19 protein-coding genes are annotated in these 16,959 nt (G+C 70.3%); 2 read left to right on the top strand and 17 right to left on the bottom strand.

The features are described 5' to 3' along the window. The coding region (locus QM595_RS03035) for a hypothetical protein (RefSeq protein ID WP_415170046.1) at positions 1-970 on the top strand (970 nt) is incomplete at its 5' end. Here QM595_RS03035 and QM595_RS03030 read toward each other — a convergent pair. The 3 genes from QM595_RS03030 to QM595_RS03020 form a co-directional block, all read right to left on the bottom strand. Continuing rightward, positions 954-2,030: a GNAT family N-acetyltransferase gene (locus QM595_RS03030; RefSeq protein ID WP_415170045.1), complete on the bottom strand. Its 1,077-nt coding sequence runs from the start codon at positions 2,028-2,030 to the stop codon at positions 954-956. The two genes, QM595_RS03035 and QM595_RS03030, sit on opposite strands and share 17 nt — an antisense overlap. After that, a complete protein-coding gene (locus QM595_RS03025) occupies positions 2,027-3,769 on the bottom strand; it encodes an ABC-F family ATP-binding cassette domain-containing protein (RefSeq protein ID WP_415170044.1) in 1,743 nt (580 codons plus the stop codon). The genes QM595_RS03030 and QM595_RS03025 overlap by 4 nt, the downstream gene beginning before the upstream one ends. A 237-nt stretch (positions 3,770-4,006) precedes the next feature. Continuing rightward, a complete protein-coding gene (locus tag QM595_RS03020; RefSeq protein WP_415170043.1) occupies positions 4,007-4,618 on the bottom strand; it encodes a hypothetical protein in 612 nt (203 codons plus the stop codon). Positions 4,619-4,970: 352 nt separating this feature from the next. Here QM595_RS03020 and QM595_RS03015 point away from each other — a divergent pair, with 352 nt between their 5' ends. Continuing rightward, the gene (locus QM595_RS03015; protein WP_415170042.1) at positions 4,971-6,284 is read left to right on the top strand and encodes a cytochrome P450; all 1,314 of its coding nucleotides are present in this window, start codon (positions 4,971-4,973) and stop codon (positions 6,282-6,284) included. On the opposite strand, the gene QM595_RS03010 is transcribed toward QM595_RS03015, so the two are convergent. The 14 genes from QM595_RS03010 to QM595_RS02945 form a co-directional block, all read right to left on the bottom strand. Continuing rightward, positions 6,271-6,864, bottom strand: coding sequence for a class I SAM-dependent methyltransferase (locus tag QM595_RS03010; RefSeq protein ID WP_415170041.1), 594 nt, complete (start codon positions 6,862-6,864; stop codon positions 6,271-6,273). The two genes, QM595_RS03015 and QM595_RS03010, sit on opposite strands and share 14 nt — an antisense overlap. Continuing rightward, positions 6,861-7,703: a tRNA pseudouridine(38-40) synthase TruA gene (truA, locus tag QM595_RS03005; protein ID WP_415170040.1), complete on the bottom strand. Its 843-nt coding sequence runs from the start codon at positions 7,701-7,703 to the stop codon at positions 6,861-6,863. The genes QM595_RS03010 and truA overlap by 4 nt, the downstream gene beginning before the upstream one ends. 81 nt (positions 7,704-7,784) lie before the next feature. Next, positions 7,785-8,387 carry a 50S ribosomal protein L17 gene (rplQ, locus tag QM595_RS03000; RefSeq protein WP_415170039.1) on the bottom strand — a complete coding sequence of 201 codons (603 nt, stop codon included), beginning with the start codon at positions 8,385-8,387 and terminating at the stop codon, positions 7,785-7,787. A 54-nt stretch (positions 8,388-8,441) separates the two neighbouring features. Further along, on the bottom strand, positions 8,442-9,458 hold the full coding sequence (locus tag QM595_RS02995) for a DNA-directed RNA polymerase subunit alpha (RefSeq protein WP_415170038.1): 1,017 nt from the start codon (positions 9,456-9,458) through the stop codon (positions 8,442-8,444). Between the two features lie 106 nt (positions 9,459-9,564). Further along, positions 9,565-10,173 carry a 30S ribosomal protein S4 gene (gene rpsD, locus QM595_RS02990; protein ID WP_415170037.1) on the bottom strand — a complete coding sequence of 203 codons (609 nt, stop codon included), beginning with the start codon at positions 10,171-10,173 and terminating at the stop codon, positions 9,565-9,567. A gap of 31 nt (positions 10,174-10,204) precedes the next feature. Further along, positions 10,205-10,612 (bottom strand): 30S ribosomal protein S11, encoded by a 408-nt coding sequence (gene rpsK, locus QM595_RS02985; protein WP_091125760.1) that lies wholly within the window; start codon positions 10,610-10,612, stop codon positions 10,205-10,207. 44 nt (positions 10,613-10,656) lie between these two features. Next, on the bottom strand, positions 10,657-11,034 hold the full coding sequence (rpsM, locus tag QM595_RS02980) for a 30S ribosomal protein S13 (protein ID WP_415170036.1): 378 nt from the start codon (positions 11,032-11,034) through the stop codon (positions 10,657-10,659). Between the two features lie 151 nt (positions 11,035-11,185). Then, complete coding sequence (gene rpmJ / locus QM595_RS02975; RefSeq protein WP_004008316.1) at positions 11,186-11,299, bottom strand: 50S ribosomal protein L36; 114 nt, start codon at positions 11,297-11,299, stop codon at positions 11,186-11,188. 58 nt (positions 11,300-11,357) lie between these two features. Further along, entirely contained in the window at positions 11,358-11,579 is a 222-nt protein-coding gene (gene infA / locus QM595_RS02970) for a translation initiation factor IF-1 (protein ID WP_011757309.1), read from the bottom strand. 208 nt (positions 11,580-11,787) lie between these two features. Next, a complete protein-coding gene (locus QM595_RS02965; RefSeq protein WP_415170035.1) occupies positions 11,788-12,849 on the bottom strand; it encodes an LLM class flavin-dependent oxidoreductase in 1,062 nt (353 codons plus the stop codon). 188 nt (positions 12,850-13,037) lie between these two features. After that, a complete protein-coding gene (locus QM595_RS02960; protein ID WP_415170034.1) occupies positions 13,038-14,201 on the bottom strand; it encodes an enterochelin esterase domain-containing protein in 1,164 nt (387 codons plus the stop codon). Further along, positions 14,198-14,965 (bottom strand): ABC transporter ATP-binding protein, encoded by a 768-nt coding sequence (locus QM595_RS02955; protein WP_415170033.1) that lies wholly within the window; start codon positions 14,963-14,965, stop codon positions 14,198-14,200. Before QM595_RS02955 ends, QM595_RS02960 begins: the two co-directional genes overlap by 4 nt. Next, complete coding sequence (locus QM595_RS02950) at positions 14,962-15,978, bottom strand: FecCD family ABC transporter permease (protein WP_415170032.1); 1,017 nt, start codon at positions 15,976-15,978, stop codon at positions 14,962-14,964. The genes QM595_RS02955 and QM595_RS02950 overlap by 4 nt, the downstream gene beginning before the upstream one ends. After that, positions 15,975-16,949, bottom strand: a complete 975-nt coding sequence (locus tag QM595_RS02945; RefSeq protein ID WP_415170031.1) for a FecCD family ABC transporter permease — start codon at positions 16,947-16,949, stop codon at positions 15,975-15,977. Before QM595_RS02945 ends, QM595_RS02950 begins: the two co-directional genes overlap by 4 nt. Positions 16,950-16,959 lie beyond the last annotated feature (10 nt).

Genomic DNA, 16,959 nt, shown 5'->3' with positions numbered 1-16,959 from the left:
TCTCCCGTGTACGTGGGCGAGGGTGAAGGCCGGGCAGGTAGATGGCTGGCGGGCCCGCCGGGTCGCCGACGCGACTATGACACTCCCCCAGGAGGCGGCCGCGTGGGTCGACGTCCACATTGCGCGCCGGGTGGAGCGAGTCGGGGTCAGGACCCTGGACCGGTTGATCGAGGAGGCATTGGCCCGGTTCGATCCCGAACAACTCGCCGAGGACGAAGCCAGTGACCTGGCCGAGCGCCGCGTCGAGATCGCCCGCAACCCCACCGGCCGGGCCGCCACCACGAGAGTGGAGGCGGTCCTGGACACCACCGACGCCCACGACCTCGATGCCGTGCTGGACGAGATCGCCGACCAGCTCGCCGCCTGTGACGGCCTCGCCGAGACCAAGGCCGTCCGCCGAGCCCGGGCCCTGGGCATGCTCGCCCGTGGCGAGGTCGACTTCGGCCCACGCGAGACCGACCAGGCGGCCCACCTCCAGCCACGTCGGATCGACCTCCGGGTGCGGGTGGCCGAGGGCGAGACCCACGCCGTGGTGCACTCCCTGACCGGCCAGCACCTGGGCATGGTGAGCGTCGACCGCCTCCAGGCCTGGTGCGCCCACAGCCACGTCACCGTCCGGCCCGTCCTCGACCTGACCGCCGAGGCAGTCACAGCAAGCCGATACGCATCGGACATCATCCGCGAGCAGGCCATCGAGACCGCCCGCAAATGCGTCTTCCCCTTCTGCGAGCGCCCCGCCGAAGCCTGCGACCTCGACCACGCCAAGAAATGGCAAGAACACGGCCCACCCGACCAAACCCGGACCAGCAATATCGCCCCGCTATGCCGACATCACCACCGCGTGAAAACCCACAGCGCAGGGTGGTCCTATTTTCAGCTCGCGCCGGGTGAATATCTCTGGACCAGCCCCCACGGCTACCGATTCCACACCACCCAATATGGCACCAGGGAAATCACGAATCCGGATTGACGAGGCGCGGATCTTGGCGAGGGGCACAGCCTGCCGATCGTGTGGACGAGGTCGACCTTCGCTGGAACTCGCCGCTCCACTCGACCGGCTCGAAGCCGAGCCGGTCGTTGACCTCGACCATGGGCGCGTTGGAGGCGGCGTTATAGGTGACGAGCAGCCGTAGGTCGGGGCGCAGCCGCTGCAGCTGGCGCAGGTTGGCGACCTTGACGGCCAGCCCGAGCCGATGGCCGCGGTGGTCGCCCCGGACCAGGGTGCCCCACTGGTAGGCGCGGTTGCCGGTGTCGGGGAGGGCGATGTCGGTGAACGCGACGACCCGGCCGGCGGCGTCGAGCGCGACGGTGTTGACCTTGGTACGGCCCTGTGCAGCGAGGAGCTCCTCGTTCTCCCGGACCACGGCCACCGCCGCCGTACGCGGCTCCAGGTCGAGGTCGCCCATCGGCGCCTCGGTCTCCAGACTGGCATTGAGCGCCGCCCAGTCCTCGACGATGCCGTCGGGCACCGGCCCCTGCCAGCTCCGCAGCGTGTACGCCGGATGCCTGGTCGCGGCCTCGGCGGCGAGCTCGTCCAGCAGCCGGTCGTCGACCGGCAGCCGTAGCCACCGTTGCAGGTCGACCAGCACACACTCGTAGCCGCGGGCTCGCAGGAACTCCACCCCCGGCTGGCCGTCGCCGGCCGGCCCGGCGTCGTGGCGCCAGTAGGACTCCGCCCCAGCCACGGTGCGACCCTCGGCGCGGGCCAGCGCCTCGACGTGGTCCAGCAGCGAGCCGCCGACGCTGCGCCGGCGGTGCTCCGGTCGCACCGCGACGTACAGCTCGGCGCGGTGGTGGTTGTCCGCCAGCGGCAGCGCCAGCCAGGCGCTGCCGACCACCCCGGTGTCGGTCTCGGCGACGAAGGCGTGCCGCCGGATCGAGGCAGCGTCCTGTCGCAGCTCGGCCCGCATCTCCTCGAGCGTCCAGGTGTCGGCGTACTCGCCCCGGTCGGCCTGGTCGGCGGCCACGAACACCTGGTGCCAGGCGGCCAGCCCGGCCTCGTCGTCGGGGTCGAGCGGCCGGATCCTCATCGGACTCGCTCTACGCGGCCCTCGTCCCAGACCGGCTCGGTGGACTCATAGACCGATCCGTCGGAGCCGTAGACCAGGAATCTGTCGAAGCCGCGGGCGAACCAGCGGTCGTGGGTGACCGCGAGGACGGTGCCCTCGAAGGCCTCCAGGCCGGCCTCCAATGCCTCGGCGGACTGCACGTCAAGGTTGTCGGTCGGCTCATCGAGCAGCAGCAGGGTGGCGCCGGAGAGCTCCAGCAGCAGGATCTGGAAGCGGGCCTGCTGGCCGCCGGAGAGCGACTCGAAGGTCTGCTCACCGCTCGCGGCGAGCTCGTAGCGGTCCAGCACCCGGGCGGCCTGCTCGCGACCCATCCCCGCCCGGCCCGTCCCGTCGGGCCGGCCGTCGCCGCGATGGAGGATCTCCAGCAGGGTGCGGCCGCGCAACTCCGGATGGGCATGGGTCTGCACGAACCAGCCCGGGCGCACCCGGGCGCCGAGCCGGGCCACGCCACGGTGCCGTACCGGCTCGATGACCAACTCCCCGACCGGCTCGTGCTCCTTGTCGGGTCGGGTGCCGCCGGCGGCGAGCAGCCGGAGGAAGTGCGACTTGCCCGAGCCGTTGGAGCCGAGCACAGCCACCCGCTCGCCGAACCAGGCCTCCAGGTCGAAGGGGCGCATCAACGCCCCAGCCCCGGAAGGGCCGGCGGTCCCACCGTTGGTCGAGAGCTCCAGCTGCTCGCAGACCACCGCCCGCTTCCCGGTGCGGCCTCCCTTGAGCCGCATCGTGACCTGCTGCTCGCGGGGCTGCTCGGTCGGCGGGCCGGCCTCCTCGAACTTGCGCAGCCGGGTCTGCGCGGCGCGATACTGCGAGGACATCCCGTCGTTGTACTCCGACTTGATCTTCAGTCGCAGCACCAGCGCCTTGAGCTTGGCGTGCTCCTCGTCCCACCGCCTGCGCTGCTCCTCGAAGCGGGCGAACCGGTCACGCCGGGCCTCGTGGTACGACGCGAAGCCACCCGGGTGGGTCCAGACCAGGTTGCCGCGCCCCTGAGAGCCGGCGGAGCCCAGCTCGACGGTCACGATCCGGGTCGCGGTGTTGTCGAGCAGCTCACGATCGTGGCTGACGAACAGGATCGTCTTCGACGACGCGGCGATCCGCTGCTCCAACCAGACCTTGCCGGGCACGTCGAGGTAGTTGTCGGGCTCGTCGAGCAGCAACACCTCCTCGGGGCCGAGCAGGAGGTACTCCAGCACCAGCCGCTTCTGCTCACCACCACTGAGGGTCTCGAGGGCGCGATAACGCGCCCGCTCGAACGGCAGCCCGAGGCCCGCGGTCGTGCACTTGTCCCAGGCGACCTCCAGGTCATAGCCACCAGCATCGGCGTACTCGGCCAACGCGACCGCATAGGCCATCTGAACGGACTCGGAGTCCTCGTCCATCAGAGCGAGCTCGGCGGCATCCACCCCGGCCGCCGCCCGGCGTACCCGCTCCGGGGCGACCGAAAGCAACAACTCGCCAACCGTCGTCGCCTCCGCCCCGACCTGCTGCCGCATCACCCCGAGACCGCCGGAACGCGTCACCACGCCAGCATGCGGCGTCAACTCACCGGTCACGATACGCAACAGCGTGGTCTTCCCCGCGCCATTCGCACCCACCAAGGCGACCTTGGCACCATCCCCCACCCGAAACGACACCTCATCGAGCAGCACCCGCCCGTCAGGCAACTCATAACGCACCCCGGAGACCTCAACATGACCCACAACGGGCAAGTCTCCCAGGCAGCGCGCTCAGGCGCATCCCAAATTGGAGCCTGCCACTCCGAGGTCGGACGACGATGAGGCCAGCGACCGGATGCCCAACGCACAGGCGCCAGAATACGGCCTGACGCCCGGCGCAACTCACGCGCCGGAAGCGCAAAGTTCTGGCGGCTAAAATCCTTCACCGGGCACGAGTCGCCTCACGCCAATGCAGATAACGCTTACCGCGAAGCGAGGCACTTACAGCGGCACAGAAATCACGACGGGCATACCATCCGGCGCTTGCAACTCGATGTTCAACCCGTGCACCTCGGCCGATGGCCACGGGCCGAAGGACTGTATTGCATTCCATTCCGTTCCGGTCCCGCCAAACTGACCACTCTGGTAACTGTAACTGGTGCCACTGTCGTCTCTGACCTGAATCCCGACTTGCATAAGGCGACTAGCCGGCTGTTCCGGAATATCATCGCGCTTGTCCTTGCCTGCGGCCACCCAATGCTCGAATGCGTCGTTGTACTCCCAGGAAAGCCGATCACGCTCACCGCCAGGAACGGCAGCCAATTCCACGTTCACGAAGTCATCTACCGTCACGCCAACGATCTCGGCTTCGACCCCGTCGACCCAGCCAATGCGTATCGGTTCCTCTGGCTTCCAGCGCCTTCGGGCCACTCGCTCAACTGTCACCCGGACGACGTGATCTTCGTCGCCGAAATCGAGCGCGACGACTCCACCTTCCAGTCGGCGAATGGACCTACTCCCACGAAACGATGCCTCAGAATTCAGGCCATCAGTGAGCGCAGCCACCACGGCGTCGATCTTCTCTTGCATTGATACTCGGGAACGCAGTGCCATCTCAGGCTCCCTCCCATCACATCTCATCTCAGGTCCGTCCAGGTGGCCAGTGATATCACTCTCACCGTCAAGCACCGACTTGGATGTGCGCCGGACGGGTGCGCTTTGTGGATGAGCCTCATCGTAGACAACTAGAGCACCACCATCCGCTTTCCGACATCCCCCACCCGAAACGACACCCCGTCGAGCAGCACCCGCCCATCAGGCAACTCGAAGCGCACCCCGGAGACCTCAACATGACCCACGACGCACCAGTCTCCCCGACCCCAGGCAGCGGCGCACATCCTTTTGAGGGCCGACACGGGGAGAACCCCGATGGCTCTACCGCGTATGCATCAGTCAGACTGGCGACATGAGTTCGATGACGTGGCTGCCGGCCGCTCTCCGCCGTCGAGTCCTGCGTCTCGCGATGCGGCTGGGCAGCCGCGGGGGCTCCTCACCGATGCCCGACATCACCACACTGCGGAAGGTGCCCGAGCACCTCACCTACCCACTGCGACGCGACGGCGTGGATCCAGTGCCGCAGCTCGCCGAGCAGCGCGCGATCGACCCGGTCCACAAACTCGGGGAGATCCTCGGGATCAAGATCTGGCTCGTCTCCGGCCACGAGGAGGCCAAGGCGGTGCTGGCCGACATGACGTCGTACTCCAACGACATCCGCCACCTGCTCGGCAACCGGAGGCAGGACAGCGCGGAGGGGGTGGGCGGCCTGGGCTTCACCGATCCGCCCGACCACACCCGGCTGCGCGGCGTACTGACACCGGAGTTCACGATGCGGCGGCTGCGGCGGCTGGAGGAGGGCATCGGGGCGATCGTCGAGCGGTCCCTCGACGAGATGGCCGCGGCCGCCGCGAGCGGCGACGGCACCGTCGACCTGGTGGACAAGTTCGGCTTCGAGATCCCCTTCCGGGTCATCTGCGACCTGCTCGGCATGCCCGACGACGTGCGCGAGGAGTTCCACGCGCTGGGCGTCGCACGGTTCGACATCAGCAAGGGCGGCACCGAGGTCTTCGGCGCCGCCACGGAGACCCGCACCTTCCTGATCGACACCGTCAAGGCGCAGCGCGACGCCCCCGGCGACGGCATGATCGGCGAGATCATCCGCACCCGCGGCGACGACTTCGACGACGTCGAGCTGGGCGGCCTCGCCGACGGCGTCTTCCTGGGCGGCTACGAGACCTCGGCGGCGATGCTGTCGATGGGTGCCTACGTCCTCACCCGCAACCCGGAGGCCTATCGGCTGCTGCGCGAGGGCACCCCGGCGGAGGTCAACCAGGTCGTGGACGAGTTGCTGCGCTACCTGTGCCCGGTGCAGATCGCTTTCCCGCGCTTCGCCAAGTCCGACCACGACCTCTTCGGCCACACGGTGAAGAAGGGCGACGTGGTCATCGTGTCGCTGGCCGGCGCCAACCGCGATCCTCGCGCCGTGCCCAACCCCGAGCAGTTCGACCTGCGCAACGCCGAGACGATGCACTTCGCCTTCGGCCACGGCCTGCACCGCTGCGTCGGCGCCGAGCTGGCCCGGATCGAGCTGCGTGCCGCGCTCACCGGCCTGGCCCGCCGGTTCCCCGACCTGGCCATGGCCACCGACGATCTCGGCGAGCTCGGTTTCCGCGATCTCTCGATCGTCTACGGCCTCGACCGGCTGCCGGTCACGCTGGGCTGAGCGTCTCCAGCACCCGGAAGCCCTTGGCACTGGCGAGCCGGGTCGTCGGGTAGCCCTGGTCGGTGAGCCAGGCCTGCAGCGAGTCGGCGCCGAGGTTCTTGCCGACCACCATCACCGCCCGGCCGCTAGGGCGCAGCCGGGGCAGCCAGGTGAGCAGCAGCTCGTGGAGCGCCTGCTTGCCGATCCGGATCGGCGGGTTGGACCAGATCTCGTCGTACTCCCCCTCGGCGCCGTCGGGCCTGGTCGCCCGAAAGTTGGCGAGCCGCAGGAGCGTGGCGTTCTCGTTGGCGAGCAGCACCGCTCGCTCGTTGACGTCGACGCCGATCACCTCCGCCTCCGGCACGAGCGCGGCGATGGCCAGCCCGATAACGCCGTACCCGCAACCGAGGTCGAGGATCCGGCCAGGCGCCGGCGGCTCGGCCTCGCGGAACAGCACCGCGGTGCCGTGGTCGAGGTGGCCGTGGGAGAAGACGCCCGCCCCGCTCTCCAGGGTCAGCTCCCGACCCCAGATCGTCGCGGTGAACCGGCTCCGGCCAAATGGCACCGACGGGTCGGCGGTGAAGTAGTGCTCCTCGCTCATTCCGCGAGCACCCGCCTCCCCCGGGTCTGCTCGGCCCGCTGCGCCAGCGCCTCGTCGGGCGGATAGCCGACCTCCTCGAGAGTGAGGCCCCGGGCAGCGGCGGCGTGGACGGAGGAGGTACGCCGGGCTTCGGCCAGGATCTGCTCGGCCCAGGCGACCTCCTTGCGACCGTCGCCGATCTCCAGCAGGCAGCCCACCAGCGAGCGGACCATGCCGTGGCAGAACGCGTCGGCGATCACCCGGGCGACCGCGACCCCGGCCTCGTCCCGCTCCCAGACCAGCTGCTGCACCTCACGGATCGTGGTGGCGCCGTCGCGGGCCTTGCAGAACGACCCGAAGTCGTGCAGGCCGAGCAGGTCGGTCGCGGCGGCGTTCATCCGGCTCAGGTCGAGCGGCCGCTGCCAGGGCAGCACCTCGTGTCGTCTCAACGGATCCACGAGTGCGGGCTGGTCGGCGACTCGGTAGGCGTAGCGCCGCCAGATCGCCGAGAAGCGGGCGTCGAAACCCGCCGGCGCCTCGATCGCACGGTGGATGCGCAGATCGGCGGGAAGCATCCCGTTGAGACGTCGTACCAGCGTCGCCAGAGGTGGCTCCTTCGCCCTGCCGGCGCTCTCGATGACCACCTCGTCCTCGACGTCGAGGTGGATCACCTGGCCGCGCGCGTGCACGCCGGTGTCGGTGCGGCCGGCGACCGTCACCCACGTCTCGGGGAGCCGCAGCGCGGTGGCCAGCGCCGCCTGCAGCTCGCCCTGCACGGTCCGCAGCCCCGGCTGGGTCGCCCAGCCGTGGAAGTCGGTGCCGTCGTAGGCCAGGTCGATCCGGATCCGCACGGCGGCCATCCTCCCATCCCCAAAGTGAGCCCGAGCCGGAGATGCGAAGGGGCTCGCCACCGGATGGTGGCGAGCCCCTTCGTGGGCCGGTCAGGCCTCGGGCTTCTCCTCGGCCTCCACGGCGGGAGCGTCCTCGGTGACCTCGGCGGTCTCCTCCGCAGCCTCGGGAGCCTCCTCGGCGACCTCAGCGGTCTCCTCGACGGCCTCGGCGGGCGTCTCCACAGCCTCCTCGACGACATCCTCGACGGCAGCGTCCTCGACGACCGGCTCGGCAGCCGGGGCGGGAGCGGCCTTCTTGGTGGCCGGCTTCGGGCTGTAGGCCTCGGTGACCAGCTCGATGACCGCCATCGGGGCATTGTCGCCCTTGCGGGGGCCGATCTTGGTGATCCGGGTGTAGCCGCCCGGACGCTCGGCGAAGGAGGGACCGATCTCGGTGAAGAGCTTGTGCACGACACCCTTGTCGCGGACGGTCTTGAGGACCTCACGACGGTTGGCGAGCGACTCCACGGTGCCGAGCTCGGCCTTCTTGGCCTTGGTGATGAGCTTCTCCGCGACCGGGCGCAGCGTACGCGCCTTGGCCTCGGTCGTGGTGATCCGGCCGTGCTCGAACAGCTGGGTCGCCAGGTTCGAGAGGATCAGCCGCTGGTGCGCGGGCGAACCGCCGAGGCGGGCACCCTTCTTGGGGGTAGGCATTGGTGCCTTCCTTTCCTCTCCGGCCGTGTCAGGTACCGGGGTAGGTGGGTGGGATCAGTAGGACTCGTCCTCGATGAACGCGTCGTCATCGTCGTCACCGTAGGCGGCGAGGGCGAGCGAGGGGTCGAAGCCCGGCGCGCTGTCCTTGAGGGAGAGGCCCATCTCGTGCAGCTTGGCCTTGACCTCGTCGATGGACTTGGCGCCGAAGTTGCGGATGTCGAGCAGGTCCTGCTCCGAGCGGCTGATGAGCTCACCCACGGCGTGGATGCCCTCGCGCTTGAGGCAGTTGTAGGACCGCACCGTCAGCTGCAGGTCCTCGACAGGCAGGGCCAGGTCCGCGGCAAGCTGCTCGTCCACCGGCGACGGGCCGATGTCGATGCCCTCGGCCTCGACGTTGAGCTCACGGGCCAGGCCGAAGAGCTCGACCAGGGTCTTGCCGGCCGAGGCGAGCGCGTCGCGCGGCTTGATCGATGGCTTGGTCTCGACGTCGATGACCAGCTTGTCGAAGTCGGTGCGCTGCTCGACACGGGTGGCCTCGACCTTGTAGGAGACCTTGAGGACGGGGCTGTAGATCGAGTCGACCGGGATCCGGCCGATCTCGTTGTCGGCGCCCTTGTTCTGCACCGCCGAGACGTAGCCGCGGCCACGCTCGACGACGAGCTCAAGCTCGAGCTTGCCCTTGTCGGACAGGGTCGCGATCTTCAGGTCGGGGTTGTGCACCTCGACGCCGGCCGGCGGCGCGATGTCGGCGGCGGTGACGTCGCCGGCGCCGGACTTGCGCAGGTACATGGTGACCGGCTCGTCGTGCTCGGAGGAGACGACCAGGCCCTTGAGGTTGAGGATGATCTCGGTGACGTCCTCCTTGACGCCCTCGACGGTCGAGAACTCGTGGAGGACGCCGTCGATCTTGATGCTGGTGACCGAGGCACCCGGGATCGACGAGAGCAGGGTACGACGCAGGGAGTTGCCCAGCGTGTATCCGAAGCCCGGCTCGAGGGGCTCGATGACGAACCGCGAACGGTATTCGTCGACGGTCTCTTCCGACAGGGTGGGACGCTGTGCGATCAGCACTGGTGATTCCTTCCCGGGCCTACCCGCTATTTGATGGGCCCGAACTTCAGGTGGTGACGGAAGTGGTGCGGTCCGCCGCCCGGTGAGGGCGGCGGACCAGGGTGGATCAGAGCTTCGAGTAGTACTCGACGATGAGCTGCTCCTGGACCGGGACGTCGATCTGGGCCCGGACCGGGAGCTGGTGGATGAGGATGCGCATCCGGTTGGGGAAGGCCTCCATCCAGGCCGGGACGACGCGCTCGCCGTGGGTCTCGCGAGCCACGATGAACGGGGTCATCTCCAGCGACTTCTCACGCACGTCGATGATGTCGTACTGAGCCACCTGGTAGGAGGGGATGTTGACCTTCTTGCCGTTGACCAGGAAGTGGCCGTGCGAGACCAGCTGGCGGGCGTGACGGCGGGTGCGGGCGAAGCCGGCGCGGTAGACGACGTTGTCCAGGCGGCCCTCGAGCAGCTGGAGCAGGTTGTCACCGGTCTTGCCGGGACGGCGGTGCGCCTCGGCGTAGTAGTTGGCGAACTGCCGCTCGAGGATGCCGTAGGTGTAGCGCGCCTTCTGCTTCTCCTGCAGCTGCGAGCGGTACTCGCTCTCCTTGATGCGGGCACGGCCGTGCTGGCCGGGGGCGTAGGGACGCTTCTCGAACGCGGCGTCGCCACCCACGAGGTCGACACCGAGACGGCGCGACTTGCGGGTCATGGGTCCGGTGTAACGGGCCATTTCTTACTCGTCTCCTTCTGTCTCGGTGGGCTCAGACGCGGCGGCGCTTGGGCGGGCGGCAGCCGTTGTGCGGCGTGGGCGTGACGTCCTGGATGGTGCCGACCTCGAGGCCGATGGCACCCAGCGAGCGGATCGCGGTCTCGCGGCCCGAGCCCGGGCCCTTGACGAAGACGTCGATCTTCTTCATGCCGTGCTCCATCGCGCGCCGGCCGGCGGCCTCGGCGGCCATCTGAGCGGCGAACGGGGTGGACTTGCGCGAGCCCTTGAAGCCGACGGTGCCGGCGCTGGCCCACGAGATCACCGCACCGGTCGGGTCGGTGATCGTGACGATGGTGTTGTTGAACGTGCTCTTGATGTGAGCCTCGCCCTGGGCGACGTTCTTCTTCTCCTTGCGGCGGACCTTGGTCTTCGCCGCGGCCTGACGGCTCTTGGGAGGCATTCAGTAACTCCTGGGGATAGCTGGTCTGGTCAGATCGCGAAGGCCTACTTGGCCTTCTTCTTGCCGGCGACGGTCCGCTTCGGACCCTTGCGGGTTCGGGCGTTGGTCTTGGTGCGCTGCCCGCGGACCGGAAGGCCCATGCGGTGACGGCGACCCTGGTAGCTGCCGATCTCGATCTTGCGGCGGATGTCGGCCTGCACCTCACGACGGAGGTCACCCTCGATCGTCAGGCCACGGGACTCGATCTCCTTGGCAAGGCTGACCAGCTCGTCCTCGGAGAGCGCGTGGACGCGGGTGTCGGGGCTGACACCGGTCGCGGCCAAGAGCTGCTTGGAGGTCGTACGGCCGATGCCGTAGATGTAGGTGAGAGCGATCTCCACGCGCTTCTCGCGCGGGAGGTCGACACCAACGAGGCGTGCCATGTGTCTTTCCTTCGGGTTGCAGCAAGGGTGTCGTTCGACGTACGTCCCAGGTGGCGCCTGAGCTCCGGCCCTTGCTCCGGAGGTGGTTCCCCGCGGCCGCGCCGCGGGTAGTACGTCGAGGTGGTTATGAAGTTGTCGGCTCCGCCGGGGCTCAGCCCTGGCGCTGCTTGTGGCGCGGGTTCTCGCAGATCACCATGACGCGGCCGTGGCGACGGATCACCTTGCACTTGTCACAGATCGGCTTGACGCTCGGGTTGACCTTCACGGCCAGCCCCTTTCTCTTCGTAAGCGGCTCTGACTTGTCCGTGAGCTCGCAAGCTCGCTCACTTGTAGCGGTAGACGATCCGACCCCGGGTGAGGTCATAGGGCGAGAGCTCCACCACCACGCGGTCCTCGGGGAGGATCCGGATGTAGTGCTGTCGCATCTTGCCGCTGATGTGGGCGAGAACCTTGTGCCCGTTGCTGAGCTCCACTCGGAACATCGCGTTGGGGAGGGCCTCCACGACGGTGCCCTCGATCTCGATCACGCCTTCTTTCTTCGGCATGTCCTCACTAACTGCTCGGGGTCTGGTCTACCGTTCCTGCATCGACCCGGGAACCTCTCGTTGCCGAGTGGACCTCGTGAAGCCGCCGGACATGCCTCAACCCTGGTTGACTCAGGGCAGCCGCGAGGCATGACAGGACAGACCCACGTTGGGCCGACACGCCAGTCTAGGTCGCGGCGGCGTCGAACCCTAATCCACGGCCCGGGGGTCAGTCGACCAGCAGCCGCAGCGTCTCCTCACGACCGGGCGCGGTGGCCGGGTCGGTGCCCTCGTGGGCCCCGGCGACCGGGTTGACCATCACCTCGTCGACGCCGAACTCGGCCGCCAGGTCCGCGATCCGCTTCCTCGCGTACGCCGGGTCGCCGATGATCCACTTGCTCCGCATCGCCTCCAGCAGCCCCTGGTGGGCCTCGGCGACCGGCGTCAGCTCGGCGTCCTCGACACTCTGCTGGGCGGTCAGCGGTGCCCCGGTGCGCAGCTTGAGCATGGCGAGCAGCTGCGGCAGCGCGAGCCGGTCCGCCTCGTCGGTGGTCTCGGCCACGACGGCGTTGACGGTGAGGAAGGTGCGCGGCTCTGCGAGGGTCTCCGAGGGCGTGAACCGCTCGCGGTAGAGCCGCAGCGCGGCCGCCGTACCCTCTCCGGAGCTCTGACCATTCCCGCCTCCGGCGAAGTGGTGGGCGAAGACGTAGGGCAGCCCCTTCTCGGCGGCCAGCCGGGCGGCGTAGTCGGAGGAGCCGAGCAGCCACAGCTCTGGGGCCGAGCCGGCGGAGGGGGTGGCGTGCAGGGCGTGTCGGCGGCCGGCGATCTGGACCGCCACGCCGCCGGGGGCCATCATCGCCTGCAGGTTGTCGAGGATCTGCGGGAACTGGTTGACGGTCTCGTCCGCGTCCGCGGGACCCTGGTGCCGCAGCGCCCAGGCGGTGACCGGGTCGGTGCCGGGGGCGCGGCCGACGCCGAGGTCGATGCGGCCCGGGAAGGCGGCCTCGAGCAGCGCGAACTGCTCGGCCACCACCAGCGGCGCGTGGTTGGGCAGCATCACCCCGCCGGAGCCGACCCGGATCCGCTCCGTCGCGCCCGCGACCAGGGAGATCAGGACGGGCGGGTTGGTGGCGGCGACCGCCGGCATGTTGTGGTGCTCGGCGAGCCAGTAACGCAGATAGCCCAGCTCGTCGGCGATCCGCGCCAGTCGCAGCGAGGCAGCGACCGCGTCGGCGCTGGTCTGGTCGGCGCGGACGGGTACGAGGTCGAGCACGGAGAGCGCAGGGGTCACGTCTGTTGCCAACCGCGCGATGTCCCACCTTGTTCCACCCGCCGAGTCGGCAGAAGTGCAGGTCCCATAACCGCCGAGTCGGCAGAAGTGCTGTCAGGGCGCCTGCACTTGTGCCGACTCGAGCCCTTTGAGACCTGCACTTCTGCCGACTCGAGCCTCCTGGCGCCTGCACTTCTGCCGACTCGCGGTCAGGTGAGCAGCCAGCGGAGCGCCTCGGGGACGGCGCCGCGCCACCAGGCGTAGTCGTGGCCGCCGTTGTGGACGCTGACCTCGAGGTCCACACCCGCCTCGCGCAGGTGGTCGGCCAGCGCGAGATGGGGCGGGGCGAGCACCCACTCCTGGGCGCCGTGAGCAAGGTGGACCCGCAGCGGTCCCGCCGGCACCAGCGAGAGCAGCGGGTCCTGCCACAGCGAGGCCGACTGGCTGGCGACATTGCCGACGACGTCGGGCCGGGTGAGCCCGAGCCGCAGCGCGGTCAGGCCGCCGAGGCTCTGCCCGAGCGCCGTCACGGCGGCGGGGCCGGGCAGCACCCCGCGACACGCCCGCACCCACGGGACCAGCTCCTCGGCGACGTACGTCGTGGCGCCGCCGGCGGCGGACAGGTCGGTCCAGCGTGCGTCCCGGCCGCCGGAGTCGAGGAAGACCGCCCGTACCGGGCCGACGCCGTCGGCGAGCAGGTTGTCCAGGGTGGTGGGCAGCGACTGGATGCCGGTCCACACCTCGCCGTCGAGCACCACGAGCAGCGGCAGCTCGGTCGCGGGGGCGACCTCGGGCGGGTCGTAGAGCCACACCCCCCGCTCACCCGGCCCGGAGTGCCACACCACGGTGCCGCGGGCGATGCCGCCGCGCTCGGCGAGCCAAGGCTGGGGCGGGGCCAGCGGCCCCTCGACCACCGACTGCAGCACCCCGGCGCGGTTGCGGCAGGTCACCGGGTTGAGCGGGTCGGGCCGGCCGTGGTCGAGCGCCTTGCGGATGGCGACGTGCCCGTCGACCAGCCACGGCGCGGGGTGGTCGGGGCGCTGGACGAGAAAGGAGTACGACGCCCGCCAGTCGGCTCCCATCCGGTACGACGCGTGCCACAGGTCGGTGCCCGGCAGCCGCTCCAGCAGGGTGTCGGCGAGGTGGGTCTCGTCGGTGAGCCGGTTGGCGAACAGCAGCACCGCCTCGGCCTCGGCGTCGCGCCAGCAGAAGGTCACCACCATCTCCTCGCCGTCCTGCTCGATCAGCGGGCAGGTACGGGCGATGTCCTCCCAGAACATGTCGAGGTCGTCGGCGCAGAGCCGGTCGACGAGCTCGCTGCGCACCCGCGGCACCGGTGCCGGGCGCGGGACCTTGGGAGGCTGCCGGTTCATTCCGGGATCACCAGCGGGGTGCCGCTGACCGGGTCGGCGATGATCCGGCAGGGCAGCTCGTAGACCTGCTCGATCAGCTCGGCGGTGACCACCGCGGTGGGCGTGCCGGTGGCGACGACCTGGCCGCGGCACATCACGATCAGGTGCTCGGCGTAGCGGAAGGCCAGGTTGAGCTCGTGCAGCACCGCGACCACGGTCCTGCCGCCCTCGGCGACCAGCCGGCGGGCCAGCTCGAGCACCTCGATCTGGTGGGCGATGTCGAGGTAGGTGGTGGGCTCGTCGAGCAGCAGCAGCGGGGTCTCCTGGGCCAGCGCCATGGCCAGCCAGACTCGCTGACGCTGGCCGCCGGAGAGCTCCTCGACGGTGCGGTCGCGCAGCTCGGCGACATGGGCGGCGGTCATCGCGGACTCGACCGCGGCCTCGTCGGCCGGCGACCACTGCCGGAACAGGCTCTGATGGGGATAGCGGCCACGACCGACCAGGTCGGCGACGGTCATCCCGTCAGGCGCGGTCGGGGACTGGGGCAGCAGCCCGAGCCGGCGGGCGAGCTCCTTGCCGCCGTACTCCCCCAGCGGCCGGCCGTCGAGCCGGACCGTGCCGGTGGCGGGGACCAGCCGGGCGAGCGCCCGCAGCAAGGTCGACTTGCCGCAGGCGTTGGGGCCGACGATCACCGTCATGGCGCCCTCGGGGATCTCGACGCCGAGGTCGGCGATCACGGCGCGGCCGCCGTAGCCGACGCCCAGCCCCTGCGCGGAAAGGCTCATCGCTTCCTCCAGTCGGTGGCGAGCAGGACGATCAGGTAGACGCCGCCGAGCGCGCCGGTGACGACGCCGACGGCGAGCTCGGTCGGGGCAAACAGTCGCTGCGCCAGGATGTCACTACCGAGCACCAGGAAGGCGCCGGTCAGCGCCGGGCCCGCGAGCCCGGGCAGCGGATTGCCGGCCAGCCGGCGGGAGACCTGGGGGGCGGCGAGAGCGACGAAGGCGATCGGCCCGGTGGCTGCGGTGGCCACGCTGACCAGCGCGACGCCGACCAGGACCGCGGCGGTGCGGACCCGCCGCGCCGGCACGCCGGTTGCATAGGCGAGGTCGTCGCCCAGCGCCAGCTGGTGCAGCGGCCTGATCAGCGCGGTGGCGACCGCCACCAGGGCCACGGCGGCACCGGTGGTGAGCAGCACCCGGGGCCAGAGCATCGCGTTGAGCGAGCCCGCCAGCCATTGCGCGGCGGTCTGCGCGGCCACCAGACTGGCGCGAACCACGAGCAGCGTGTTGACGGCGGCGAGGGTGGCGCCGACGCCGATGCCGACCAAGACCAGCCGCTGACCGGTGAGCTGACCGACCAGCAGGTGGACCAGCGCCGCGGTGCCGAGCCCGCCGACCAGGGCGCCGACGGCGACGGCCCGGGTGTCGCCGCCGAGCACGATGATCTGCAGCAGCGCGCCGGTCGCCGCGCCGGTGGTGAAGCCGATGATGTCCGGGCTGCCGAGGGGGTTGCCGGTGACGTTCTGGAACAGCGAGCCGGCCACACCGAGGGCGGCGCCCACCACGATCGCCGCAACCACGCGAGGCGCGCGCAGCTCGGTGACGAAGTACGACGCCAGCCGGTCCTCGCCGCGGCCGAGCACCGCCTCGACGACCTGGCGCGGGCTGAGGCCGTAGTCGCCGATCATCATGCCGACCACGGCCAGCACGATCACGGCCAGCACCGTGATGCCGAGCACCGCGGCGGTGCGCACCCGGAACCGGAACGGCCCCAGCGTGCTGGCGGATCCGGTCATAGCGACGGCACCTTCCGCCGGCGTACGACGGCCACGAAGAAGGGCGCGCCCAGCAGCGCGGCGATCACCCCGGCCTGCACCTCCTGCGGCGCGATGATCACCCGGCCGAGCACGTCGGCGATCAGCAGCCAGGCGGCGCCGAGGACGAGGCTGAGCGCGCCCACCCAGCGCTGGTCGTGACCGACCAGGGCACGGGCCAGGATGGGCACGGCCAGGCCGACGAAGCCGATCGGCCCGACGGCGGCGGTGGCGGCGCCACACAGCAGCGTGACCGCCAGCATGGCGAGGCCGCGGGCCCTGACCAGATTGACGCCGAGGGCGCGACCGGCCTCGTCGCCGAGCGCGAGCGCGTTGAGTGCCGGACCGAGGGCGAGCGCGACCACCGCGCCGACGGCGAGCAGCGGCGCGACGGTCGCCAGGATCGACCAGCCGCGACCCTCCAGCGAGCCGGCCACCCAGTAGCGGAACTCGTTGAACGCCTCCTGGTCGGCCAGGATCACCGTCTGGCTGATCGCGCTCAGCGCGGCACTGACGGCGACGCCGGCAAGGGCGAGCCGGGCCGGTGTCGCGGTGGAGCGGCCGGTGCCGGCCAGCAGGTAGACCCCGACGCTGGCCGCCGCCGCCCCGGCGAGCGCGAACCAGAGGTAGAAGCCGATGCCGCTCACGCCGGTGACGGCGACGGCGAGCACGACGAGCAGGGTGGCGCCGGCGTTGATACCGAGGATGCCCGGGTCGGCGAGCGGGTTGCGGGTCAGGCTCTGCATCAGCGAGCCGGCCAGCCCGAGCGCCGCCCCGACCGCCGCCGCGACCACGGTCCGGGGCAGCCGCAGCTCACGTACCACCGCCGCGTCGGCGGAGCCGTCGGAGTGGAGCAGCAGCTCCCAGGTGCGCGTCAGGCCGAGATCGTTGGAGCCCAGGCTGAGGCTGAGCAACAACGCGATCAGGAGGATGCCCACGGCTGCCGCGAGCACGGCCGGCCTG

This window comes from Nocardioides sp. (assembly GCF_047607185.1).
Classification (GTDB): domain Bacteria; phylum Actinomycetota; class Actinomycetes; order Propionibacteriales; family Nocardioidaceae; genus Nocardioides.
The sequence above is the reverse complement of the archived record's forward strand: the minus strand, read 5'-3'. Positions and strand labels throughout refer to the sequence as shown.

Coding starts and splice junctions, on each gene's coding strand:
- QM595_RS03030 (WP_415170045.1), bottom strand. CDS start 2,030: ATGAGGATCCGGCCGCTCGACCCCGACGACGAGGCCGGGCTGGCCGCC.
- QM595_RS03020 (WP_415170043.1), bottom strand. CDS start 4,618: ATGGCACTGCGTTCCCGAGTATCAATGCAAGAGAAGATCGACGCCGTG.
- QM595_RS03015 (WP_415170042.1), top strand. CDS start 4,971: ATGAGTTCGATGACGTGGCTGCCGGCCGCTCTCCGCCGTCGAGTCCTG.
- QM595_RS03010 (WP_415170041.1), bottom strand. CDS start 6,864: ATGAGCGAGGAGCACTACTTCACCGCCGACCCGTCGGTGCCATTTGGC.
- truA (WP_415170040.1), bottom strand. CDS start 7,703: ATGGCCGCCGTGCGGATCCGGATCGACCTGGCCTACGACGGCACCGAC.
- rplQ (WP_415170039.1), bottom strand. CDS start 8,387: ATGCCTACCCCCAAGAAGGGTGCCCGCCTCGGCGGTTCGCCCGCGCAC.
- rpsD (WP_415170037.1), bottom strand. CDS start 10,173: ATGGCCCGTTACACCGGACCCATGACCCGCAAGTCGCGCCGTCTCGGT.
- rpsK (WP_091125760.1), bottom strand. CDS start 10,612: ATGCCTCCCAAGAGCCGTCAGGCCGCGGCGAAGACCAAGGTCCGCCGC.
- rpsM (WP_415170036.1), bottom strand. CDS start 11,034: ATGGCACGCCTCGTTGGTGTCGACCTCCCGCGCGAGAAGCGCGTGGAG.
- infA (WP_011757309.1), bottom strand. CDS start 11,579: ATGCCGAAGAAAGAAGGCGTGATCGAGATCGAGGGCACCGTCGTGGAG.
- QM595_RS02960 (WP_415170034.1), bottom strand. CDS start 14,201: ATGAACCGGCAGCCTCCCAAGGTCCCGCGCCCGGCACCGGTGCCGCGG.
- QM595_RS02955 (WP_415170033.1), bottom strand. CDS start 14,965: ATGAGCCTTTCCGCGCAGGGGCTGGGCGTCGGCTACGGCGGCCGCGCC.
- QM595_RS02950 (WP_415170032.1), bottom strand. CDS start 15,978: ATGACCGGATCCGCCAGCACGCTGGGGCCGTTCCGGTTCCGGGTGCGC.